This is a genomic window from Nitrincola salilacus (assembly GCF_046271865.1).
Lineage (GTDB): Bacteria > Pseudomonadota > Gammaproteobacteria > Pseudomonadales > Balneatricaceae > Nitrincola > Nitrincola salilacus.
In genome coordinates this window covers 2260006-2281880 of the sequence record NZ_CP176580.1, presented here as the reverse complement: position 1 = coordinate 2281880, position 21875 = coordinate 2260006, and the positions used below count along the sequence as shown (strand labels likewise).

General features: G+C 50.6%; 24 protein-coding genes. 14 read left to right on the top strand and 10 right to left on the bottom strand.

Translation table 11 applies throughout. The features are described 5' to 3' along the window. The first annotated feature begins 32 nt into the window (after positions 1 to 32). From ACK3CJ_RS10875 to phnE (ACK3CJ_RS10825), 11 genes are all read left to right on the top strand, one after another. Complete coding sequence (locus tag ACK3CJ_RS10875; protein ID WP_409526422.1) at positions 33 to 617, top strand: histidine phosphatase family protein; 585 nt, start codon at positions 33 to 35, stop codon at positions 615 to 617. After that, positions 610 to 1062 carry an HAD family acid phosphatase gene (locus tag ACK3CJ_RS10870; RefSeq protein ID WP_409526421.1) on the top strand — a complete coding sequence of 151 codons (453 nt, stop codon included), beginning with the start codon at positions 610 to 612 and terminating at the stop codon, positions 1060 to 1062. Before ACK3CJ_RS10875 ends, ACK3CJ_RS10870 begins: the two co-directional genes overlap by 8 nt. 543 nt (positions 1063 to 1605) lie before the next feature. Beyond that, positions 1606 to 2412, top strand: coding sequence for a transketolase (locus tag ACK3CJ_RS10865; protein ID WP_409526420.1), 807 nt, complete (start codon positions 1606 to 1608; stop codon positions 2410 to 2412). A gap of 36 nt (positions 2413 to 2448) precedes the next feature. Further along, a complete protein-coding gene (locus tag ACK3CJ_RS10860; RefSeq protein ID WP_409526419.1) occupies positions 2449 to 3423 on the top strand; it encodes a transketolase family protein in 975 nt (324 codons plus the stop codon). 14 nt (positions 3424 to 3437) lie between these two features. Then, entirely contained in the window at positions 3438 to 3761 is a 324-nt protein-coding gene (locus ACK3CJ_RS10855; RefSeq protein ID WP_409526418.1) for a hypothetical protein, read from the top strand. A gap of 67 nt (positions 3762 to 3828) precedes the next feature. Continuing rightward, positions 3829 to 5079 carry an IS256 family transposase gene (locus tag ACK3CJ_RS10850; protein WP_409522858.1) on the top strand — a complete coding sequence of 417 codons (1251 nt, stop codon included), beginning with the start codon at positions 3829 to 3831 and terminating at the stop codon, positions 5077 to 5079. 69 nt (positions 5080 to 5148) lie between these two features. Then, a complete protein-coding gene (locus ACK3CJ_RS10845; protein WP_409526417.1) occupies positions 5149 to 5700 on the top strand; it encodes an EamA family transporter in 552 nt (183 codons plus the stop codon). A gap of 144 nt (positions 5701 to 5844) precedes the next feature. Further along, positions 5845 to 6819 (top strand): phosphate/phosphite/phosphonate ABC transporter substrate-binding protein, encoded by a 975-nt coding sequence (gene phnD, locus ACK3CJ_RS10840; RefSeq protein ID WP_409526416.1) that lies wholly within the window; start codon positions 5845 to 5847, stop codon positions 6817 to 6819. A gap of 150 nt (positions 6820 to 6969) precedes the next feature. Further along, positions 6970 to 7848 (top strand): phosphonate ABC transporter ATP-binding protein, encoded by an 879-nt coding sequence (gene phnC, locus ACK3CJ_RS10835; RefSeq protein WP_409526415.1) that lies wholly within the window; start codon positions 6970 to 6972, stop codon positions 7846 to 7848. 2 nt (positions 7849 to 7850) lie between these two features. Beyond that, entirely contained in the window at positions 7851 to 8669 is an 819-nt protein-coding gene (phnE, locus tag ACK3CJ_RS10830) for a phosphonate ABC transporter, permease protein PhnE (RefSeq protein WP_409526414.1), read from the top strand. Continuing rightward, entirely contained in the window at positions 8669 to 9496 is an 828-nt protein-coding gene (gene phnE / locus ACK3CJ_RS10825; protein ID WP_409526413.1) for a phosphonate ABC transporter, permease protein PhnE, read from the top strand. The genes phnE (ACK3CJ_RS10830) and phnE (ACK3CJ_RS10825) overlap by 1 nt, the downstream gene beginning before the upstream one ends. Before the next feature lie 19 nt (positions 9497 to 9515). Here phnE (ACK3CJ_RS10825) and ACK3CJ_RS10820 read toward each other — a convergent pair whose 3' ends face one another. The 3 genes from ACK3CJ_RS10820 to ACK3CJ_RS10810 all read right to left on the bottom strand — a co-directional run bounded on the left by ACK3CJ_RS10820 (position 9516) and on the right by ACK3CJ_RS10810 (position 11353). Beyond that, on the bottom strand, positions 9516 to 10400 hold the full coding sequence (locus tag ACK3CJ_RS10820) for a hypothetical protein (protein ID WP_409526412.1): 885 nt from the start codon (positions 10398 to 10400) through the stop codon (positions 9516 to 9518). A gap of 24 nt (positions 10401 to 10424) precedes the next feature. Continuing rightward, positions 10425 to 10712: an Imm45 family immunity protein gene (imm45, locus tag ACK3CJ_RS10815; RefSeq protein WP_409526584.1), complete on the bottom strand. Its 288-nt coding sequence runs from the start codon at positions 10710 to 10712 to the stop codon at positions 10425 to 10427. A 182-nt stretch (positions 10713 to 10894) separates the two neighbouring features. Then, positions 10895 to 11353: a hypothetical protein gene (locus ACK3CJ_RS10810; protein WP_409526411.1), complete on the bottom strand. Its 459-nt coding sequence runs from the start codon at positions 11351 to 11353 to the stop codon at positions 10895 to 10897. Between the two features lie 261 nt (positions 11354 to 11614). Here ACK3CJ_RS10810 and ACK3CJ_RS10805 point away from each other — a divergent pair, with 261 nt between their 5' ends. Next, positions 11615 to 12928, top strand: coding sequence for an IS1380 family transposase (locus ACK3CJ_RS10805; RefSeq protein WP_409526410.1), 1314 nt, complete (start codon positions 11615 to 11617; stop codon positions 12926 to 12928). A gap of 199 nt (positions 12929 to 13127) precedes the next feature. Further along, entirely contained in the window at positions 13128 to 13253 is a 126-nt protein-coding gene (locus ACK3CJ_RS10800) for a hypothetical protein (RefSeq protein ID WP_409526409.1), read from the top strand. A 118-nt stretch (positions 13254 to 13371) separates the two neighbouring features. On the opposite strand, the gene ACK3CJ_RS10795 is transcribed toward ACK3CJ_RS10800, so the two are convergent. Continuing rightward, positions 13372 to 13737, bottom strand: coding sequence for a MarR family transcriptional regulator (locus ACK3CJ_RS10795; RefSeq protein WP_409526408.1), 366 nt, complete (start codon positions 13735 to 13737; stop codon positions 13372 to 13374). 357 nt (positions 13738 to 14094) lie between these two features. After that, on the bottom strand, positions 14095 to 15084 hold the full coding sequence (locus tag ACK3CJ_RS10790) for a bifunctional helix-turn-helix transcriptional regulator/GNAT family N-acetyltransferase (protein WP_409526407.1): 990 nt from the start codon (positions 15082 to 15084) through the stop codon (positions 14095 to 14097). A 166-nt stretch (positions 15085 to 15250) separates the two neighbouring features. Between ACK3CJ_RS10790 and ACK3CJ_RS10785 the strand changes: the two genes are divergently transcribed. Then, a complete protein-coding gene (locus ACK3CJ_RS10785; protein ID WP_409526406.1) occupies positions 15251 to 15727 on the top strand; it encodes an LEA type 2 family protein in 477 nt (158 codons plus the stop codon). 6 nt (positions 15728 to 15733) lie between these two features. On the opposite strand, the gene ACK3CJ_RS10780 is transcribed toward ACK3CJ_RS10785, so the two are convergent. The 5 genes from ACK3CJ_RS10780 to ACK3CJ_RS10760 all read right to left on the bottom strand — a co-directional run bounded on the left by ACK3CJ_RS10780 (position 15734) and on the right by ACK3CJ_RS10760 (position 21867). Then, positions 15734 to 16654: an AraC family transcriptional regulator gene (locus ACK3CJ_RS10780; RefSeq protein WP_409526405.1), complete on the bottom strand. Its 921-nt coding sequence runs from the start codon at positions 16652 to 16654 to the stop codon at positions 15734 to 15736. Positions 16655 to 16724: 70 nt separating this feature from the next. Further along, positions 16725 to 18233 (bottom strand): xylulokinase, encoded by a 1509-nt coding sequence (gene xylB, locus ACK3CJ_RS10775; RefSeq protein ID WP_409526404.1) that lies wholly within the window; start codon positions 18231 to 18233, stop codon positions 16725 to 16727. Continuing rightward, positions 18230 to 19213: a transaldolase gene (gene tal, locus ACK3CJ_RS10770; RefSeq protein WP_409526583.1), complete on the bottom strand. Its 984-nt coding sequence runs from the start codon at positions 19211 to 19213 to the stop codon at positions 18230 to 18232. The genes xylB and tal overlap by 4 nt, the downstream gene beginning before the upstream one ends. After that, positions 19214 to 20701, bottom strand: coding sequence for a mannitol dehydrogenase family protein (locus ACK3CJ_RS10765; protein WP_409526403.1), 1488 nt, complete (start codon positions 20699 to 20701; stop codon positions 19214 to 19216). 38 nt (positions 20702 to 20739) lie between these two features. Next, complete coding sequence (locus ACK3CJ_RS10760) at positions 20740 to 21867, bottom strand: ABC transporter ATP-binding protein (RefSeq protein ID WP_409526402.1); 1128 nt, start codon at positions 21865 to 21867, stop codon at positions 20740 to 20742. Positions 21868 to 21875: the final 8 nt, after the last annotated feature.

The window sequence follows — 21875 nt, the reverse complement described above, 5'->3', positions numbered from 1 at the left end:
TTTAATAGATGACATAACAACACAGGATTGTCATGAAACTGACTAAAAAGCCATTTATCTTTCTTCGTCATGGCGAAACACCCATGAATCAACTGCGACTGATCGCAGGTAGTACCGATACACCATTGAGTGATACCGGTCGTGAAGAGGCACGCCGCGCGGCAGAGTTGCTTGCCGATATCCACTGGAGCGTGATCGGTGTGAGCCCCTTACAGCGTGCACATGAAACCGCGCAACTGGCAACATCGGGCCAACAGCTGACACTATTGGAAGGTCTGCGTGAGCGCGATTGGGGTGATCTTGAGGGTGCCCCCTGGGAAACATTGATCCCCTACACAGAGACGCCTGCCGGTGGCGAAAACTGGGATCACTTTACGCAACGGGTACTTCTGGCTCTCAATCAGTTGCTGGAGCATGAGATGCCTCTGGTCGTAGCCCACTCGGGTATCTTCCGCGTTATTCGCGCGCTGGCCACCGGTACTCCTGAGGGTGATCGAGTCGGCAATGCGCAACCGGTTCTGGTGCTGCCACCTGATGGCAATCAGAGCACCTGGACCTTCATTAATCTTACTTCAGACAACATGACCCCAAGCTTCAAGGAGCAGTATTTTGGTTAAGGATACAGTGATAGTTGATGTGGATGGCACCCTGGCGCAGTTCAATCCTGAAGAGGTCCGCCACTGGGTACTTGGTGATGAGAAGCACTGGGACCCGTTTTTTGCCCATATGGCCAATGCAGAGCGCATTGAACCGGTGTATCGACTGGTAATGCTACTCAGACAACAGGGGCAGAAGATCGTGATCTGCAGTGGACGCCCCGACACTCATCGTGAGCAAACGTTGGAGTGGCTGACACGTCGCGAGATCCCCTTCGATGCGGTTTTTCTGCGCAAAGCCGGTGATGACCATGAAAAGGATGAAGTGGTCAAAGCCCGCCTGCTGGATGAGATTCACGAAGCAGGTTTCTCACCCTGGCTGGTGCTGGACGATCGCGACAGCGTGGTGGCACAGTGGCGTACGTTAGGGCTGACCTGTCTGCAGTGCGCACCTGGTGATTTCTGATTATGGGATACAGACGCGTTCGTATGACAACCGGACGCGCCCTGTCAGAATCTGACAAAGCTCCTGGCACCATCAAATTCATACTGTCATAAAAGTACTTATGTCACAGAAATAACATATTTACTTAACAAAATTGTCACAATGATTCAATATAGTGCCTGCACACTCACATACGGAAGAGACTTAACGTGCAGTTTATTTCACGGATGATCCACCACCTGATATTCCCCCTGTTCATCAGCCAGTTAGCAACTGACACAATTGTCAGCGCCCAGGCAATCGATATGGATCCCTGCTTCACCCAGGTGTAAGCATTGTAATCCGTCTCTTATTCTATTTTTAATTCGTTGACCTACTTGGCGTTAGTGAGAATAGAAGCAGAGGCCATATATAAAACATTTACTTCTAGCAATTAATCCGGCTGAAAAATGCATAAGCTACGAAGTCATGTATTAATTATGACCTCAAAAAATTTTGCTCAAGACTAAGTTGATATCTGCTCAATAACTAACGATCACTAAAATTAAAGTGTAGGAAAAATTAATGCACCCACGGGATGTTGCTCGAAAAATACGTGTTATTTCACTTACAATTGCAAACTCAACTAAACTCGGCCACCCTGGTGGTGACCTTTCTTGTGCCGACATAATGGCTGTTCTTTTCTCTCGCATCCTTTATCCCAATATTGATAACATTAGTTGCCCTGATCGTAATCGTTTTATACTTAGTAAAGGCCATGCCGCGCTATCATATTATTCTGCATTGTATCTGCGAAATATTATCTCATATGATGAACTTATGACCTTTTCTGCTGAGAACTCACTATTTTCGGGGCATCCTGCATCTGAGAAAATCAAAGCTGTAGAGACCAGTACCGGACCACTAGGTCATGGTCTTCCGATTGGTGTGGGAATGGCTCTTGCAGCTAGACTTCAAAACTCCGACCGTAAAATATTTGTGCTTTGTGGTGACGGTGAAATGCAAGAAGGAAGTAACTGGGAGGCTGCAATGCTCGCTGGTCATCAAAGACTTTCCAATCTCGTATGCATAATTGATAGGAATTTATTTCAACATAGCAAATCTACAGAAGACGTTGTTTCCTTATCTTCATTACCAGAAATGTTTCACTCCTTTGGCTGGCATGTATCATTAATTAATGGCCACAACATCAACCAATTAGAAGAAATATTAACTGAATTCTCAGAAAACAAGCGCAGCAAGCCGCATTGTATTATTTGCAACACAGTTAAGGGAAAAGGTGTTTCTTTCATGGAAGAAATGCCAGAGTGGCATCATAAAATACCAACAGATGACCAACTTGAAAAAGCATTATTGGAGCTTAACTCCTAATTCTATTTATACAATATTTTTACTAGAGTTATGAAAATGATCAAAAAGATTGACTGCCGAAATGAGTTTTCATCTAAGGTTATGGAACTTGCTAATATAGATGACCGTATCGTCGTTGTATGCAACGACTCCATCAGCTCCTCTGGCATGACCGAGTTCGACGTTCGCTTCCCCAATCGAATGTTTAATGTAGGGATAGCTGAGCAGAATATGATTGGTGTTGCAGCCGGTTTGGCCAACGCTGGTTTGATCCCCGTTGTTTGCTCAGCATCAGCCTTCTTATGCGCAAGAGCTTTTGAACAAATTAAGGTGGATGTCGGCTACTCTAATGCTAATGTGAAACTGTTTGGTGTTAGCCCTGGTTTTGCATATGGTGCTCTAGGGGCAACTCATCACTCTCCCGAGGATGTGGCGCTTATACAAGCAATACCAAACATCTTCATTGCAGTTCCAGGTGATCCTGCTGAGACACGTTCCGCTACAGAAGCAGCGATTAAGCATCAAGGGCCTACGTTTGTACGCATTCTGCGAACACCTGTCTCATCATTTTCACAAGAGAGTATCAGGTTTGAATTTGGGAAATCGCATAAGTTGCGAGCCGGATCTGATGTTCTTTTTATTGCGAATGGACTAATGGTCCAAGAGACGATAGGCGCCATAGATATTTTAGAAAAACAGAATGTCTCATGTGGGCTAATAAATGCATCAAGCGTTCGCCCAATCGATGAGATCATTCTTTTTAAAGAGGCAGCTAATTATAGATTTATTGTCACAGTCGAAGAAGGAAATTCCTGTGGAGGGATGGGTTCAAGAGTGGCTCAGATCATCTTAGGAAAAAATTCGAAGCCGATAATGAATTTAGGAGTCTCTGATTTTGCTCCAACTGGAAGTACCGAGCAAATTCTTAAGCATTTCGGCCTAACATCTGAGGGGATCGCAAATAGCACCATAAAATTAATTAATGTGTCAAATGAGAGCTCCTTCATGCACACTTTTTCATACCCATTGTAAAGACGAATAAGCATATGAACATCTCTATTGTTATATTTGCAGTTCTTGTTGCTGCATTGTTACATGCATTTTGGAATACAGCCGTCAAAGGGCATGATGATAAAATCATAATGATGCTTATGATTGCTGTTGTGCAATCATTTATAGCTCTGCTTATGATACCTTTTTTGGGCGTTCCCTCACCGTCCGCATGGCCTTGGTTGCTTGCAGCATCCATCCCGCATACCACATATAAAATAGCTCTCGCTAAAGCGTATGAAATCGGAGACATGACAAGAATATATCCTATATCTCGTGGGCTAAGAGTTATAACTGAATCTGGTGTTCGGAAGAGTTGAAAAAAAGCGGCGTATCTGGTTGATTTGTAATCGCCAAAAAACGAATCAACAGAAGAGATACACCGCCATGAACAAGAATACCCTTGTTGAGTTTGCCCGTCGAGATCAGACAAGAGATCCGTTATCTGATCTGTTGCGCCAAGGAGCGCGGGATCTGATCCATCAAGCGATTGAGGCAGAGCTAGCTGTCTTCATGGAGGCGTACCAGGATCGCCGATTGGATGATGGTAGAGCCTCCATCGTCCGTAATGGCTACTTGCCTGAGCGCGAGATCCAAACCGGCATTGGCCCGGTTACAGTGAAAGTGCCCAAGGTTCGCAGCAAGGATGGTGAAGCGGTGACCTTTCGGTCTGCACTGGTGCCGCCGTATGTTCGCAAGACCCGGAGTCTGGAGGCTGCCCTGCCTTGGTTGTACCTGAAAGGAATATCGACTGGTGAGATGGAGGAGGCGCTGTCAGCTCTGGTAGGGCCTGAAGCAAAGGGGCTATCTGCCAACACGGTGTCACGACTGAAGCGCCAGTGGGCCGATGAGTATGAGGCGTGGCGCAAGCGATCGCTGGATAAGGACCGCTGGGTCTACATCTGGGCTGATGGCATCTACAGTGGTCTGCGATCAGAGGAGAGTAAGCTATGCGCGCTGGTAGTGATGGGCGTCAATGAGCGTGGCGAGAAGCACTTCCTGGCCATTGAGGATGGTGCACGCGAGTCGACACTAAGCTGGAAAGCCGTGCTGGAAAGTCTCAAGGGACGCGGGATGAATGCACCCGAGTTGGCCGTAGGCGATGGCGCGATGGGGTTCTGGGCAGCGCTGGAGGACGTGTACCCATCGACACGTCAGCAGCGCTGCTGGGTGCACAAAACGGCCAATGTCTTGAATCGACTGCCGAAGTCAAGTCAGCCTAAAGCCAAGCAGGCGCTGCATGATATCTGGCAGGCTGAGACACGAGCCGATGCTGAAAAGGCGTTCGATACCTTCATCAGAACGTATCAGGCAAAGTACCCTAAGGTGGCTGAGTGTCTGCTAAAGGATCATGAAGAGCTGTTGAGCTTCTTCGACTTCCCGGCCCCGCACTGGCAAAGCATAAGGACGACGAACCCGATTGAGTCAACGTTCGGTACGATACGCCACCGGACCAAGCGCTCAAAAGGTTGCCTGTCGAGAGCGGGCATGCTGCATATGATGTTCAAGCTGGGCATGTGTGCTGAAGGAAAATGGAGAAAACTACGGGGCTTTGACTATCTTGCCAAAGTCATTACCGGAGTAAAGTTCAGGGATGGAGAAGAGGTGCCAACATCCGACCAGAGGAGCGCCGCTTGATCAGGCTGCTGAACACCAGATTTGACAATAACTCGTGGGCTAAGCATAGTACTTATAACTGGTACAAGCATGATTATCTTGAAAGAAGAGATATCAATGTTTGGAGTATTTGGAATTATAGCGATAGCGTCAGGTGTTTTTGCCCTATCTACCAAGGAAAAGGGAGGTGCACTAAACCTCACAACGAAAGCAATTGTTCTATGCCTATTTGCAGGATCCAGTGTCGCTCTTTACACCATACTCGATGGTGTCGGCGTGAGAATTGCTGACACCGGTATCACTCTACGTAGTATCGCAACGTTTGCAGCATGGCTTTTTGTTTTTGATGGTATCGGGATGATGCTATTCATGCTCTGGTACCGTGGACCTAAAGCATTTACGAGCTTGAGTAAAACTGGATTATCTGGTGTGTTTGCAGGGTGTACAGCCTTTACATGCTTCTGGATAGCTATATGGGCATTCGCACATGCACCTGTGGCTGTGGTCGCGGCACTGCGAGAGACAAGTGTGCTGTTCTCATTGGTACTAGGCAGAGTCTATTTATCAGAAGCTGTGAGTCTTCGCCGAGTGCTGCTTGCTACTCTTGTCTTGTTCGGCATCATCATGCTGCGGTTCGCATAATTATAGTCAGCATGAGCGATCATACCAACCCACCTATTGGTAACGCAGGCCACAGGTGTCATAAAACTAACATATTGATTTAACAAGCCTGTCACAAAGCCTCAATAGAGTATCTGTACACTCAACATGCACAAGAGGCTTAACATGCAGCTTATTTCACGGATCACCCACCATCTGAAATCCCCCCTGTTTGTCGGCCTGATGGCTGCTGGTGCCATTATCAGCGCTCAAGCGAGCGATCTGGCTCCGCGCTTCACTGATGCTGACGGCGATATGGTAGCCGACGCACCGACAGATTCATCCGAGTGGGTCGATCCAGCTACGCTGGTATTTGCTTATACCCCTGTTGAAGACCCCTCTGTGTATGCCAAAGTATGGGATGATTTCATCAAGCATATGGAAGGTGTAACCGGCAAAAAAGTCCAGTTCTTCCCCGTTCAGTCCAATGCTGCGCAGCTCGAAGCGATGCGTGCGGGGCGTTTGCATGTCGCTGGCTTTAACACTGGTTCCAACCCACTGGCGGTTAACTGTGCCGGTTTCGTACCGTTTACCATAATGGCGCGCGAGGATGACAGTTTCGGTTACGAGATGGAGATCATCACGCGTCCAGACTCAGGCATCAACGAAATTGCAGACATAAAAGGGCGCAGCCTGGCCTTTACCTCACCCACTTCCAACTCAGGCTTCAAAGCTCCATCTGCCCTGCTAGATGCTGAGTTCGGCATGGTCGCAGAGCAGGATTTCACCCCATCGTTTTCGGGTGGTCATGACAACTCGATCCTGGGTGTGATCAACAACGACTATGATGCCGCGGCCATTGCCAATTCGGTATTGAAGCGCATGATTTCGCGTGATGTGGTCAAACCTGACAGCTACAAGACCATCTACACCTCAGAAACCTTCCCAACCACTGGCTACGGCTATGTTTACAACCTGAAGCCTGAACTGGCTGAAAAGGTCGAGGAAGCTTTTTTCACTTATGATTGGGAAGGTAGCGCCCTGCTGGAAGAGTTCAAAAACTCCGGTGAGGCCAAGTTCATTCCAATCACTTATAAGGAACACTGGTCGGTAGTGCGCACCATCGATCAGGCGATGGATGTGACCTACAGCTGCAGCTGATCTGCTGATCGCACCGGATATCGACGCCTCCCCTGTGGAGGCGTCGCCATTCATACCGGCAGCATCAAAGCACCACTAAAGCGCCGTTAAAGCACCGTTAATGCTCTACAGCACTTCGATCAAGCTGACCGTAAAGAAGAGACACACATCATGCTGACACTAACCCAACTCACCAAACGCTACGCAACCGGCGACCGCGCACTGACACAGGTTTCACTGCATATTCCTGAAGGCCAGGTGGTCGCACTGATCGGTCCATCCGGAGCTGGCAAAAGCACCTTGATACGATGCGTCAACCGTCTGGTGGAACCCAGCGAAGGCAGCGTGACGCTGTCGGGTACAGAACTGACCTCTCTCAATGGCCGTCAACTTCGTCATGCAAGACGCCGTATGGGTATGATTTTCCAGGAGTACGCCCTGATTGATCGTTTGACGGTCATGGAAAACGTATTGTCCGGTTATCTGGGTTATACCGGTTTCTGGCGCAGCTTCCTGCGGCGCTACCCGCAGCCAGTGGTAAGTGAAGCCTTTCGGCTGTTACAGCGCGTCGGTCTGGAGGCTTTTATCGACAAGCGTGCAGATGAGCTCTCCGGTGGTCAGCGTCAGCGCGTCGGTATCGCTCGTGCCCTGTTACAGAGCCCGGAGATTCTACTGGTCGATGAGCCCACCGCCAGCTTGGATCCCAAAACATCGCGTCAGATCATGCGCCTGATCAAAGAGCTTTGCGCAGAACGCGGCTTGGCGGCGATCATCAACATTCATGACGTGGCACTGGCACAATTGTTTGCGGATCGCATTATAGGCCTGCGTGCTGGTGAGGTTGTTTTTGACGGCCAGCCTGAGCAGTTGGATGCTGAAATTCTGACACGCATTTATGGTGAAGAGGACTGGAATACCGCCGCAGATTCAGAACCTGAATCTGACTCTCAATCTGACTCTGGCTCTGAAACCATGCAAACGGATGAAATGAGTAAGCAAAACCGCTTGCAGCCTGCTCAGGTAGTAGTCAGATCGGCCGGAGCGGTATGACGATGATGCAAAACGAACGTTTGAGGGCAGCAGAAAAGGGACACTGGAGGCCACTGCCGCTGATCCGCGATGCACGCTATCGTTGGCTATTGATACTGGGTGCGGTGGTTTATCTGCTGCTTGCCATGATGAGTGTCGATATCAACTGGGCACGCGTAGCTGAAGGAATGAGCCGGGGGCTGAATTTTATCTCTGCCTTCGCCAGCCCAGACTTCACCAGTCGTGGCGGTGATATTCTGGATGGGTTGATCGAGTCACTCACCATGACGCTGACATCAACCGTTATCGGTATTCTGCTTGCCATTCCGGTGGGTATCGGTGCGGCACGGAATATCGCACCGCTACCTATCTACCTGTTCTGCCGCTCCATCATTGCGATCTCGCGTACTTTTCAGGAGGTGATCATCGCGATCCTGTTTGTCGTAATGTTCGGCTTCGGGCCGCTGGCAGGCATGATCACTCTCGCCTTTGCCACGATCGGCTTCATGGCCAAGCTGCTGGCAGAAGATATCGAGGATATTGATGCACGACAGGTCGAAGCGATCCGTGCCACCGGCGCGCGCTGGCTTCAATTGATGAACCATGCCGTTCAACCTCAGGTAATGCCAAGACTGATCGGCCTGTCGCTGTATCGACTGGACATCAATTTCCGTGAATCAGCCGTGATCGGGATCGTCGGTGCCGGAGGTATCGGTGCCACACTCAACACGTCATTGAGCCGCTATGAGTACGAAACCGCCGCCGCAATCCTGCTGATCATCATCGGCATCGTGATGGCCACGGAATACCTCTCAAGTCATGTTCGCAAGTGGGTACAATAATGCCAGTTCGATATCCTGATCATTCAACCAATCTGGCAGATGCCCGCTGGAAGCTTCACACCACACGCAAGCAGATTCTGATCTGGCTGGCGTGGCTGCTGGGTATCAGCCTGTTTCTGCTGTGCTGGAAGCAGATTTCCGATAACACCATGTGGGTTTTTGTCGAGGATGCACCACGACAGGGAGCCGATCTGATCAGCCGCATGTTGCCGCCGGAATGGAGCTATGCGCACCTGCTATGGAAACCCCTCTGGGATACCATCACCATCGCCACATTGGGCACACTGCTGGGTATTGCCATGGCATTCCCCTGCGCATTTCTGGCAGCACGCAATACGACACCCCATGGATTAATCCGCTCAGCGGCATTAATGGTGATTGTATCATCACGCTCGATCAACTCCCTGATCTGGGCGATGCTGCTGGTGACCATTCTCGGCCCTGGCATTCTCGCCGGGATTATCGCCATAGCTCTGCGTTCGATCGGTTTTGTCGGCAAGCTGCTATACGAAGCGATAGAAGAGATCCACCCCACACCAGTTGAGGCAGTCACGGCCACTGGCGCCAGCCGTTTGCAGGTGATGAGCTATGGCGTACTGCCACAGGTGATGCCTGCCTTTGCTGGCATCAGCATCTATCGCTGGGATATCAATATCCGCGAATCAACGGTACTTGGGTTGGTCGGAGCCGGTGGGATTGGCTTGCAGTTGAATGCTGCCATTAATACTCTGGCCTGGGATAAGGTCAGCATCATCTTTATCTTGATCTTCGCCACCGTGTTGGTGTCTGAGTATATCTCGGCCAAGGTGCGTAAGGCGTTTATCTGAAGACCAAGGGATCAGAAAATCAGCTCTCAGGGCGCCAGGTGCCTCCCTGATCAAACCAATAGGCGATCTGTTCGGCCCCGTCGTTGTCGAAAGCAATGCGAAGGTGGCGCCACGACTTGCCCTCCAGGTTGGGCAGTTCTTTCTGCAGCCGAGTAAACGCATTCATGGCCCCGATAGGTTGGGGCGGGTTGAGTTGACGCACTGATCCATCAGCCATCTGTGCCTGGAAATCGGCAGAAACGTTGTTCAACGCGCGGCCCGACGCATCGGTCTCCACCCACACCTGACCGTCGATAACCACCTTGCTCCAGCCGGCGGGTGCCGCATTCAAGGCAGTGGTCAGGATTTCTTCGAACAAATCGGGAATTCCTAACTGCTTGGGTTGGGGTGCGGGTGTAGATGCTGGTGCCTTTTCCTTGATTTCAGGAAGGACGCCACGCATTTTTCGTGTTCTGCCCTTGTGTTGGATATATTCAGCCAACTCGACTTCGGCCTCTTTGATCTCTTCTGGAGTCAAATATTTTTTTACCTCCTCCAACTGCAGTCGATCCATTTCAGAATCGAAGCTCCACGCCATTTTGACCCGTCGATCAGGAAATATTGTCATTTCAAGCCGGTTGGCAAGAAAGCCATCTTCAAGAAGCTTGCGAGAATTGATCAGACTGGGATCAACCTCCAAGAACTCGGCGAACAAGCGAAGGCATTCAGAACCTATCGAGAAATCACGCAACTCGCTGTCTGGAATGTGCTTCATGTTGCGGTCATAAAGGCGCATAGGACCACGTCCTGAACCAGGCGAAGAGAAGATCCAGTAAGCAGGAATAGTGACTTTCCCCACGAACTCGGGTCGGTACGCAAGTACAAAATTAATCAACTTTTGCAGTGCTACTGATTCATCGCTCATGATAGATGCACCCAGCTTCATAGACTAATTAGACGAACAGTCAAAAAATTCGTCTGGTGTTAGAGATTCAAAACGGATCCAAACATCATCAACACTCGATTCAGGCCATATCCATTTATTCCAATTGTTGATCAGCCAGCCCACATCAAGTGCAACGGTCGTTCCTGGAGAGGGATGCGGCAACAACTGCATGGGGCAAATTCCTGATTTGGATCCAGTCAAACGCACCAACGAGTAGGGAAAATCAGAATTTCCGAATGTTTCACAGAGCATGAGAATTACATGCTCCGCCTTCCATGACTCATCAAAAATTTCAATGTACTACCCCTTCCGACCACAGACAAGGGGTCAAGATCGACAAGTCTAAACCATTTCTGTTGATTCATCTTACCCTCAAGCCATGATCATTACGTTGAGAATCCGGAACCCTGCAATCAGTTTGAAGCAGTGCAATGACGATACGTCAAATCATCCACCAGCAGTAGCACTCAACTTCAAGGATTGACTAGCTGACAGCCATCAAAGAACTGTTTTTTAGGGTCTGCGTAGAGTTTTCCTTCTTTGCATATGAGCAAATCCACATTGCTAGGGTCACGAATAGACTGAACATAACCAATCACTTGGTCCATCACTCCCAAACTCGCAACCCAGTCAAAGAACAGAATGAATTGATGGTACCCATCAACGCCCTTTATCCCGATAATAGATGTCTGGATGAAAAAACCAAACCCATCTATACGAGACAGCGACACTCTATACTGACTCACCCCAAATGGTGAGTATAAAGCCTGGTATCGCGGCACGCTCTCATTGTATCTAAAGAAAAGATGCTCAGGAAATCCGCCCCTGGGCATTGCACCATCGGAAAGTACGTAATTAATAATATCAATAGATTCTTGATCCAATGAATCAGGCAATTGCATGCACACAGTAGCCAAAAATGAGTCCGCCATAAACCCTCACAAACCTGGAGAAAATGCTGCGGTAATTTGCTCTCCAACCGCAGGATCCGCATAAAAAAGCATTCAAGTTATCTACCCCTGCATATTTGGCACAATCCCTTGACAGGAGTTACATTAGCACCGGTTTCGGCCCCCACGCAAAAGCCGTGAATCAACGGTGCTAGCCCGAATATTGCAGCATAAACAAGAAGGGCGACCCGGTTTTTTGCTATAATTCAGGTACTTAAGCTAAATATAACAACCGGATCGCCCATGACACATTGTACTGTTACCCGAGATTTATTTCCACGCTGCAAAGGCCGTAAAATCGAAACCAATTTTGACGGTGGTGACATCACATCCGATGCTGGAGCAATTCTACTCCGACAGCTCGACCGGGAGCTGAACCTGACCCGTTCGATTGCCCGTAAACTCACTGATCCGCGTAACCCATCTCTTTGCCAACATCAGGCGCAGACCATGATTCGCCAGCGCGTTTACGGACTGGCGCTGGGGTATGAAGACCTCAATGACCACACCGCACTGCGGCATGATCTGGCACTTCAGACCGCTGTCGATAGCGATGCCACATTGGCCAGTCAGTCAACTCTGTGCCGGTTCGAGCTCAACGCCAATCGGAGTTGGGCTGTGGCCATACATGAAGAACTGGTTGAGCAATTCATTCGCTCGTACCGGAAGCCACCCAAACGGCTGATTCTCGACTTCGACGCCACTGACGATACGGTGCATGGAGAGCAGGTAGGCCGCCACTTCAGTGGCTACTACAACAGTTACTGCTTCTTACCACTATTCGTGTTCTGCGGGCAGAAACTGTTGGTGAGCTATCTGCGCCCCGCGTCTGTTGACGCAGCCAAGCATGCCTGGGCCATTCTGGCCCTACTGGTCAGGCGGCTTCGCGCCGAGTGGCCGCAGGCGCAGATCATCTTTCGAGGCGACAGCGGTTTCTGTCGGCCACGACTACTGAGCTGGTGTGAACGCCATGGTGTCGATTATGTCGTTGGTATCGGCAAGAATTCCAGATTGGATCAACTGGCATTGGATACCCGTTACCGCGCGGCTATCGCGTGCGAGGCCACACAGGAAAAACAGCGCTGCTTTGCGACGCTCTGGTACTCGGCACGCAGTTGGAAGAAGCGCGTACGAAAAGTGATCGTCAAAGCCGAGTTCACTGCACTGGGCGACAACAACCGTTATATTGTCACCAGTCTGTCAGGCTCTGCCAAATGGCTCTATGACCGGCGTTACTGCCTGCGGGGTGATATGGAGAACCGGATCAAGGAACAGCAATGGCTGTTCTCTGACAGAACCAGTTGCCATGACTGGTGGCCTAATCAGTACCGTTTACTGCTATCCGGCCTGGCCTACGTGCTACTGGAAAGGTTGCGCAGTGGTTATCTGCGTGGCACTCGCTATGCCAGAGCTCAGGTGACTACGCTGCGTACCCGACTACTGAAAATCGGTGCCGTCATCACCCGCAACACCCGCCGGATCCGTATCATGATGAATAGCACTTATCCGGATCAGGAACTGTTCCAGAAAATCACCGCCAAAATGGCATCAGGATAACGTCAGTTGTGCTGCTCCCGGCACGGAATAAACAATGGGGTAAGGGGAAGTTGTGCTCTGATCATGCTGATTGATCAATAAACAAACAGTGCGCCGGGGGGGCGCTCAGCAAATCGGACAGAATTGGGCTGCCTGGCCCTCCACTTAAGAGCCGGATGAAATATCCGGGCTAGGGCTGGTCGGAGCCGGTGGGATTGGCTTGCAGTTGAATGCCGCCATTAATACTCTGGCCTGGGATAAGGTCAGCATCATCTTTATCCTGATCTTCGCCACCGTGCTGGTGTCTGAGTATATCTCGGCCAAAGTGCGTAAGGCGTTTATCTGATACATCTGCAAGTTAAGGGCTGATGATCTGTTGGGGTTATCAGTCCTGTTCTTAAACTTAAGATCTACCATCCAAAAACGACGAAAATCGCTGTAACCGCATATGGCTAATAGCTATTTCATGCAGCTGTGCTGGTTGGAATGTGCAGCGATATTTCATCCCAGTTAACGACTGGCATTTTTTTACCGTGAGACTCTTCAAACTCCACAATATGAAACTCAGCCATGCGCTTTAATGTCCTGGAGACATTGCTTTGCTCACGCTTCATTAGCTTAGCCAAGTCAGATATTGTAGCAGGGTGTTGGGTTCGGATAGCGCCAATCATCGCGAGATTTTCTGCATTCAGCAGCCGTCCAACAGACTCAACTGAATTTACCCAAATTTTCGGATCAGTATCTTTCGGCTTAATTCGACCAGCAGCAATATCTATAGTGCGCTGGCGAGTGAAAGACTTCGACGCCACCCCGATTATCAGCCTCTTCATCACTTTTTCCTCTTTCTATCCAGCTCAATCGCTTCATCAACTTCGATGATCTCACCGTCAAGGCCCAATAAATTTTCAATTCCGTGGTCTAGTATTGTGTTTTGTTTCAAGTATATCATCTTATGATATGCCAACAAGCATTAAAGGAGGTTATTGCTTACTCTGTCTTGAGTAACAATTCGCAGAGCAACCATTGTGGTTGGGGTTTTATCGGGTGAGAGGACGCGTCCCAGACTGATGAATACCACCCGTCCTGGAAAAGGACAGAGGCTCTCACCTTGAGAGATCAAGCATCCATAGCTCCTCTGTTGATATGAACTTATCGTCTGACTACTCTGGTGTATATAGGAAAAAATCCTAAAAAATCAGCTCCCAGTCCTGATAGAGCTCATCCCTGCCGAAGCTGCTGACTGTTTCCTCACTCAGCAGTTTAAAGCCCTGAGCTTCATAGATGTGCCGCGCAGCATGCAGCCCGGCATTGGTCCAGAGCACCATTTTGCGATAGCCAAGCTGTCGTGCGGTGTTGACACACTCCTCGACCAGTCTGCGTCCCAGGCCCAGCCCCCGCATCTCTGGCTCGATATAAAGCATGCGCAGGCGTGCCACCGACTCACTCTCCTGCACCAGGAAGATTGATCCGACATTGCGCCCATCACATTCGGCGATCCAGCAGCGCTCATGCTCAGGTTTATAGTTCTGTATAAAGTCCGCCACCAGCTTTGCCACCAACGCATCAAAACCCTCATTCCAGCCAAATTCACGGGCATAGTAGACGCCATGGCGCCAGACCACCCAGCCCATATCACCCGGCCTATGCTGGCGCAGAATCACTGGTGAATGAACCTTATGATCACGGCTCAGTAACTGCTCAACAGACTGCATCGATTCAATCAGTTTTTGCTGATCCGTATCCGGCAGTGTCTGCAACAGGCCAGTGATCTCTTGGCTGGAGCGTTGATTCAATTCCTCGAAAACCTGCTGCCCGGCCTCTGTCAGACTCAGGTGGCTCTGGCGAGCATCCTGTTCCGAACGGCGCTTTTGTATCAGCCCCTCTTTATCAAAACGCTGCAGTATCCGGCTAAGATAGCCAGCATCCAGGCTCAACGCCTGACACAACTCCGCAGCTGTCGGTTCGGCACTATGGGCCAGTTCATAGAGTACCCGCACCTCCGTCAGAGAAAATGGGCTATCCAGCATGCCCTCATGCAAGACACCGATCACTTGGGTGTAGAGTCGGTTGAAGCGCCTGACTGCGTTAACCCGCGTTTGTATTTCTGAACCGCTCGTTTCAGAGGAATCCAAGCCAGTGCTATCTGTTTCACGGTTCAAAGACGTTTTGCTATTCATGCTGTCCTCCGAGAAAAATGCCGCATACAAGAAGTGTTATTATTTGACAAAGTCTAGCATATTAATTGACATAGTCAACTAGTTAACAACACATATTCAGCTAAGACTCAGTTATGATAGTGCTCAATAGGAAATCGTTATTGCACAGTAAAAAGGCAACAAAGATATGAATGTAAAACGCCGCTTGATCATGATGGGTGTGCTGGCCTTGCCGCTGGCAGGTTGCGCCGCTTTGCAGGGACAGCTTGAGAAGCCTCAGGTGAACGTCACCTCCTTCAACATGGCACCTGGTACCACCGGGATGGCACCGAAGTTCAATATCGGCATCCAGATCGTCAATCCTAACAGTATGGGCCTGAGCCTTCGCGGCATGAGCTATTCAGTGGAGGTTGAAGGCTATCGCATCATGAGTGGTGCAACGCCGGATCTGCCGAAAGTGCCAGGTTACGGTACGGCTGATTTTGTTATCGAAGCCAGCCCGGATCTGTTTGGCAGTGCAAGACTGCTCAGTGATCTCTTTTCAGCCCAGCGAGACTCTTTCAGCTACACCTTCAAGGCGCGCCTGGATGCCGGGAGCATTATGCCTTTTATCAATGTCGAAGAGACAGGCCGGTTCGATTTTGCCGCCGGTGGCAGCCGTTAAAATTGTTTAAGATGAGACTGGCTGATAATAGCGCAGTGCCGCCTGACGTCGGTAATCTGAAGGCGTCATCTCCTTGAGGCAGTAAAAGCGGCGGTTGAAGTTGGCAATGTTGTTGAAGCCTACCTGGAAACAGATATCCGTGATGGAGTCATTGGTTTCAACCAGTTGTTCGCAGGCGCGGTTGATACGCAGATTATTGACGAATTCGATAAAGCCAATGCCGGTGCTGCGCTTGAAGAACTTGGAAAAATAAGCGGGCTTCATACCCAACTCCTCCGCCACATCCTCAAGGTTCAAGCCGATCTGGTAATGACGCATGATATAGTTGACGGCGATATTGACCCTGTCTATCGCATGCTCATCCAGCAATGGGTCGAAAGAGGTTGATGACAAAAACCGGTATTTACTCGTGTGCGACAGCTTCTCCATGATCGTAAAAAAAATTACCAGACGACTGAACCCACTTGTTTCAGCCGCTTGCCTGAAAAGAGGCTCCACTTCTAACGCCAGACTCTGATCAAAGAGTATGCCGACACTGGCCTGTTTCAGCAGACGATCCAACTGAGAAATTTCAGGTATCACAGTGCGGCACTGCTGGATGAAATCACCCGAGAACTGCATGATGCGATCCCGTATCGGCGGTACTTCCACTTCGGGATCGATAGCACTGATCCAGTTATGCGGCAGGTGTGGTCCTGTCAGCACTAACTGCATGGGGCTGAAATTGCCAATATAGTCTCCGATAAACACCTTGCCGGATGTCGACACAATCAGGTGCAATTCGTACTCTTTATGACAGTGCCAACGAATCAGGGGCGAGTCTGCGCCATGCTGGAGATAACGGACAGATCCACTGTAGAGCGTGTCTGACAGCTCCAGTTCTAGTTTGAAGGAAGTATCCGGTTGGAGGTCACTACGTCCACCCATGATGTTCATCTCTCTTTTTGACCTGCACGCTGCACCACTGACATGGCAGCCTATGCATTCGTTACTTTAATTAAAGCATAAGACTCGGGTAGTGCTGCTGCAAAAGCGCCAGATAATGCTGAAATGCCGCTTCATACTCACCGACAGCTTCCGGATTCGGATATGCCTGAGCAGATGGATCAAACCGGATCATCTGATCGCACAGGCTCGACAGTGAAATCGCCCCACCCGCTTGGTGATGATCACACCAGATCGCCTGAATCGCGCCACCGAGCGCTGCCGCTTCGGACTCAACCGGACTGATCACCGGTGTATTCATCAGATCTGCCAGCAGTTGTCGCCACACAGGGCTTTTTGCCCCACCACCTGTCACACGCAAGGTTGTCGGCCGGATCCCCTCCTCCCTCAGACAATCCAACCCATAACGCAAGCTGTAAGAGGTGCCCTCCATCACCGCACGGCAAAGGTTTTCCTGAGTCATATTGTGCATGTTCAGTCCCAGTATACTCCCGCTGGCCGTCGGCAGTGCCGGTACCCGCTCACCGTTCAAAAAAGGCAGCATTGTAATACCATCCGAGCCAGGAGACGCCAGTGCGGCCAGGCTATTGAAGCGTTGCAGATCCAGATCCAGCAACGTTCGCACCTGGTTCGTCACGCCAGTCAGATTCATGGTGCAGATCAGCGGAAGCCAGTTGTTCGCAGAGGAGCAGAAAGCCGCAAGCGCCGGTCTGACAGTTGCTGGTGGTGTTGCAGAGCTGGCGTAAAGTGTTCCTGATGTCCCGAGACTCATCGTGACGACACCTTCGCTGACGTTACCCGTTCCGATGGCGCCCATCATGTTATCACCTCCGCCTGATGACACAATGACGCGGTCACTCAACCCCAATAAGCGGGCACGCTCTGCACTGACATAACCAACAGGCATCTCGGCAGGCAGAAGTGCCGGTAGTGCCTGCTGCATATGAGGTGATGAACTGACCAACGCCAGCACATCTGTTTGCCAGCAGCGCGTTCTAATATCAAAGTACCCCGTACCCGAGGCATCACCATATTCAGACGCCAGCTCACCTGTCAGCCAGTAGTTGATATAGTCATGAGGCAACAAAATGTGCGCAATGCGTGCAAACGATTCCGGTTCATGACGCTTCAGCCATGCCAGTTTCGACAGGGTATAACCGGTAGCCAACACAAGGCCAAGTTGTTCAATGGAGCCTTTATCCCCACCCAACTGCTCCAACAACCGCTCATTCTCTGCGGCGGTTTCGGTATCGCACCATAGCTTGGCTGGGCGTATTACCTCCCCATGCTTATCCAGTACCACCAACCCATGCTGCTGGCCGGATACCCCTATGCCGCAGATCTGACGGGTGTCGATAGCCGCTTTATCCACGGCCATGCGATAAGCTGATACAAATGCCTCAACCCACCACTCAGGTGACTGTTCACGCCGCCCGTTGGCGTTGCTGTTCATGGCATGCGCAGCATAACCTTCACCCAGAATACGAGCACTTCGCCGCTCCAGTATGACAACCTTGGTGCCCTGAGTACCACAATCCACACCGAGATACATGGCACTCATGCTGAGGACTCTGACAGCAAACAAGTGGTGATCAACTGCTCAAGCTGCACCTGGTCTGCCTCAAACCCACTGATCCCCGAAGCCAGCATCTCGGATGCCATGACATCATCCTGCATCTGTTGCCGAAACTGCGCTTCTGTCAAAGGATCAATAGTCTGTTCAACATTCATAACATTCCCAGCGCTGGCTGAAAGTGCTGGATGCAGCCCCCCTTCTAACGACTGTAGCTGAGACAGCAGCGCTGGATTGATAGTCAGACGATCACATCCGGCCAGTGCTACGATCTCACCGGTGTTACGAAAGCTCGCACCCATCACCAGCGTGGGATATCCCAGCTCACGGTAGTAGTGGAAAATTTGTTTCACAGACTGCACACCCGGTTCATCTTCCGGCAGATAGTCTGTTTCGGGATATTCGCGCCGATACCAGTCCAGAATGCGCCCAACGAAGGGCGATATCAGAAAAACACCTGCTTCGGCACAGGCGCGTGCCTGAGCAAAGCCGAATATCAGCGTAAGATTGCACTGAATACCCTCGCTTTCGAGAATCTGTGCAGCCTTGATGCCCTCCCAGGTCGCAGCCAGTTTTATCAGAATACGTGACCGACTGATCCCGGCTTGTTCATAAAGAGATACCAGATGACGAGCCTTGGCGATGCTGGCAGCTGTATCATACGAGAGACGCGCATCTACCTCAGTGGAAACCCGGCCCGGTATGCATTCAAGAATTTCGATACCCATCGCAACGATCAACTGATCACTGATACTGGCAATCGCTTCCTCAGTCGGTAGCTTTTTCTGGCGCACAGAATCAACAATCGACATCAAAATATGATCATAACTACCTGATTTAACAGAATTTAAAATGATTGAGGGATTGGTAGTAGCATCTTCAGGCGCAAACTGTCTGATCGCGTCAATGTCGCCGGTATCAGCAACCACTACACTGTATTGTTTCAGTTGTTCGAGCAGATTCATGATCTATTTCCGAGATATTGATGATGACAACAGTTTCAGGGTTTGATGAACGCCCAGTGTCTGCAGCCTCAGCAACTGTTCGCTGAAAGCACTGACAAACGCATCCGACTCCCCAAGATCCTGTCCAAACACATCCTCAATCGCAAGCATCCCGGGCACGATCAAAGCAGGCTCCGCGACGGTTTGCCTTAACAGTGACAGCTGCGGATCGAGGATCGGATACTCACGCCCCGCTTCATCCACGCCCTGCAGATAGTGTGTCCAGGCAGCGATGATCAGTGCCGTGCGATCAAGCGGCATTCCCCTCTTGATCTGGCCTCGTAAGGTGGGCAGCACGAACTTCGGAAACTTGGCCGCTGCGTCCGAGCAGATACGCGTCAACTGATCGCAGATGGCCCGATTGGAAAAGCGCTGAATCAACGTATCCTTATATTCACTCAAATCGATGCCCGGCACATCTGACAACAGCGGCGTCACATCCTTATCCATATAGTCACGCACATAGTTACTCAGTAGCTCATCCGCCATCACTTCATGGGCGTACTCATAACCCAGCAGAGTACCCAGAAAAGTCATGGCCAGATGCCCACCATTGAGCAGCCCGATCTTCATCTCCTCATAAGGGGTGACATCATCAGTAAACTGAACGCCGACCCTCTCCCACTCCGGCCTACCATTACAGAATTTGTCTTCCAGTACCCACTGCAGAAATGGCTCGGCCACCACCGGCCAGGCGTCAATAATGCCGGTTCTGGCCTCCAGTTGCTGCCGGTGCTGATCACTGGTCATCGGAGTGATCCTATCCACCATGCCGTTAGGGAAGCTGACCTCTGCGTTTATCCAGTCATGCAACGCCTTGTCGCGCAGCGCGGCATAGCTTAAAACGGCCTTGCGTGCGACATCCCCATTATGCGGCAGGTTATCGCAGGACATGACAGTAAAGGGTTTGATACCAGCCGCTCGACGCCTGAACAAGCCCTCAGCGATCAGTCCCACCATCGTCATGGGAGATGTCGGGTTTTCAAGATCCCGAACAATAGCGGGATCAGAAGTTTTGAACTCGCCACTGCTGTCATCAGTGAAATAACCGCCCTCCGTCACCGTCAGCGACACTATCCGGGTATCGGGTGATGACAGACGATCGAGCAACGCCTGATGATCCTCATCCACCAGCAGGAAGTCTGCGATAGCGCCAACAATCTGTATCGCTGTATTATCTGACTCATCCAGCTCACACAGGGTATAGAGGTAATCCTGAGCGGCCAGCGCGTCTTTCATTGCCTTATCTGCCGAACGCACCCCTGCCCCACAGATGCGCCACTGCGTGGCATGCCCAAGATTCAATAACTGCTCGGTATAGATCGCCTGATGGGCCCGGTGAAAACCGCCTACACCAATGTGCACCATACCGATTGAGGTCTCGTTGCGCGGATATTCGGGCCGAATGACCCCCTCTGGCAAATCAGCCAGCGTTGCTGAAGAAAGTTTCATGAATAATCCTGTTGGTCAGTTGCGTAGAGAGCCGTCGATCAGATTGCGACACTGTGGTTTGTAGTGGTTGATGTCTGCTGGATGCGCTTTCGGGCCAGACCATCCTCATCAAACAGATGACACTGAGACAGATCTATCTTCAAACCGACATGGCTCCCGTATTGCCCCTGGAAATCTCCACCGGCTCTGACAGTCAGGAGTTCGCCAGCTGCCATTTCGACATAACAAAAAGTATCGGCACCCAGATGTTCAGACACGGTTAATGACGCCAACAGGCCCGACTCCTCCGGTGAGGTGATGCTCAGATGCTCTGGTCGCACACCCAACGTGACGTGGCCACCGGCTACAAGGCCCTCGCCATTGATCGGAAGTGTCAATTGATGCCCACAGCCCAGTGTCAGAGTCACCTCACTGGTATTTGCTGTAACGACCCGCCCCTCCATAAAACCCATTTTGGGTGTGCCGATAAAGCCAGCGACAAAGCGATTGACCGGGTGGTGATACAGCTCCAACGGACTCCCTACCTGCTCAACACGCCCGGCATTGAGTACCACTACCTTGCTGGCCAGGGTCATCGCCTCCACCTGATCATGCGTTACATAGATCATGGTCGCACTCAACTCCTGATGCAGGCGGGCCAACTCCAGCCTCATCTGCACACGAAGAGCTGCATCAAGATTGGACAAAGGTTCATCAAACAGGAAAATCTTTGGTTGCCTGACGATCGCTCGCCCTATCGCAACACGCTGACGCTGTCCACCCGAGAGCGCCTTGGGCTTGCGTTCAAGCAGTGGCTCCAGCTCCAGAATTCTGGCAGCATCGGATACCTTGGCATCTATCTCACGTTTATCTATTCCCGCCAGATCCAGTGCAAACGACATGTTTTTGCGCACCGTCATATGTGGATAGAGCGCATAGGTCTGAAACACCATGGCAAGATCACGTTTGGCCGGTGCCATATCGGTGATCTCATTGTTATCCAGAAAAATCTGACCGCTGGTCACCTCTTCCAGACCTGCAATCAGGCGCAGCAAGGTTGACTTACCACAACCGGATGGCCCGACAAACACGACAAACTCATGGTCCTTGATCTCCAGATCAACCCCTTTGATGATCTCGATCCCTTCGAACACCTTTTTCAGATTTTTAATATTCAGATCAGACATGACAAAAC

Coding starts and splice junctions, on each gene's coding strand:
- phnE (WP_409526413.1), top strand. CDS start 8,669: ATGCCAGTTCGATATCCTGATCATTCAACCAATCTGGCAGATGCCCGC.
- ACK3CJ_RS10865 (WP_409526420.1), top strand. CDS start 1,606: ATGCACCCACGGGATGTTGCTCGAAAAATACGTGTTATTTCACTTACA.
- phnC (WP_409526415.1), top strand. CDS start 6,970: ATGCTGACACTAACCCAACTCACCAAACGCTACGCAACCGGCGACCGC.
- ACK3CJ_RS10785 (WP_409526406.1), top strand. CDS start 15,251: ATGAATGTAAAACGCCGCTTGATCATGATGGGTGTGCTGGCCTTGCCG.
- ACK3CJ_RS10795 (WP_409526408.1), bottom strand. CDS start 13,737: ATGAAGAGGCTGATAATCGGGGTGGCGTCGAAGTCTTTCACTCGCCAG.
- ACK3CJ_RS10820 (WP_409526412.1), bottom strand. CDS start 10,400: ATGAGCGATGAATCAGTAGCACTGCAAAAGTTGATTAATTTTGTACTT.
- ACK3CJ_RS10765 (WP_409526403.1), bottom strand. CDS start 20,701: ATGAAACTTTCTTCAGCAACGCTGGCTGATTTGCCAGAGGGGGTCATT.
- phnD (WP_409526416.1), top strand. CDS start 5,845: ATGCAGCTTATTTCACGGATCACCCACCATCTGAAATCCCCCCTGTTT.
- ACK3CJ_RS10760 (WP_409526402.1), bottom strand. CDS start 21,867: ATGTCTGATCTGAATATTAAAAATCTGAAAAAGGTGTTCGAAGGGATC.
- ACK3CJ_RS10875 (WP_409526422.1), top strand. CDS start 33: ATGAAACTGACTAAAAAGCCATTTATCTTTCTTCGTCATGGCGAAACA.
- ACK3CJ_RS10855 (WP_409526418.1), top strand. CDS start 3,438: ATGAACATCTCTATTGTTATATTTGCAGTTCTTGTTGCTGCATTGTTA.
- ACK3CJ_RS10860 (WP_409526419.1), top strand. CDS start 2,449: ATGATCAAAAAGATTGACTGCCGAAATGAGTTTTCATCTAAGGTTATG.
- ACK3CJ_RS10850 (WP_409522858.1), top strand. CDS start 3,829: ATGAACAAGAATACCCTTGTTGAGTTTGCCCGTCGAGATCAGACAAGA.
- ACK3CJ_RS10805 (WP_409526410.1), top strand. CDS start 11,615: ATGACACATTGTACTGTTACCCGAGATTTATTTCCACGCTGCAAAGGC.
- ACK3CJ_RS10845 (WP_409526417.1), top strand. CDS start 5,149: ATGATTATCTTGAAAGAAGAGATATCAATGTTTGGAGTATTTGGAATT.
- ACK3CJ_RS10810 (WP_409526411.1), bottom strand. CDS start 11,353: ATGGCGGACTCATTTTTGGCTACTGTGTGCATGCAATTGCCTGATTCA.
- ACK3CJ_RS10780 (WP_409526405.1), bottom strand. CDS start 16,654: ATGGGTGGACGTAGTGACCTCCAACCGGATACTTCCTTCAAACTAGAA.
- xylB (WP_409526404.1), bottom strand. CDS start 18,233: ATGAGTGCCATGTATCTCGGTGTGGATTGTGGTACTCAGGGCACCAAG.
- ACK3CJ_RS10790 (WP_409526407.1), bottom strand. CDS start 15,084: ATGAATAGCAAAACGTCTTTGAACCGTGAAACAGATAGCACTGGCTTG.
- phnE (WP_409526414.1), top strand. CDS start 7,851: ATGATGCAAAACGAACGTTTGAGGGCAGCAGAAAAGGGACACTGGAGG.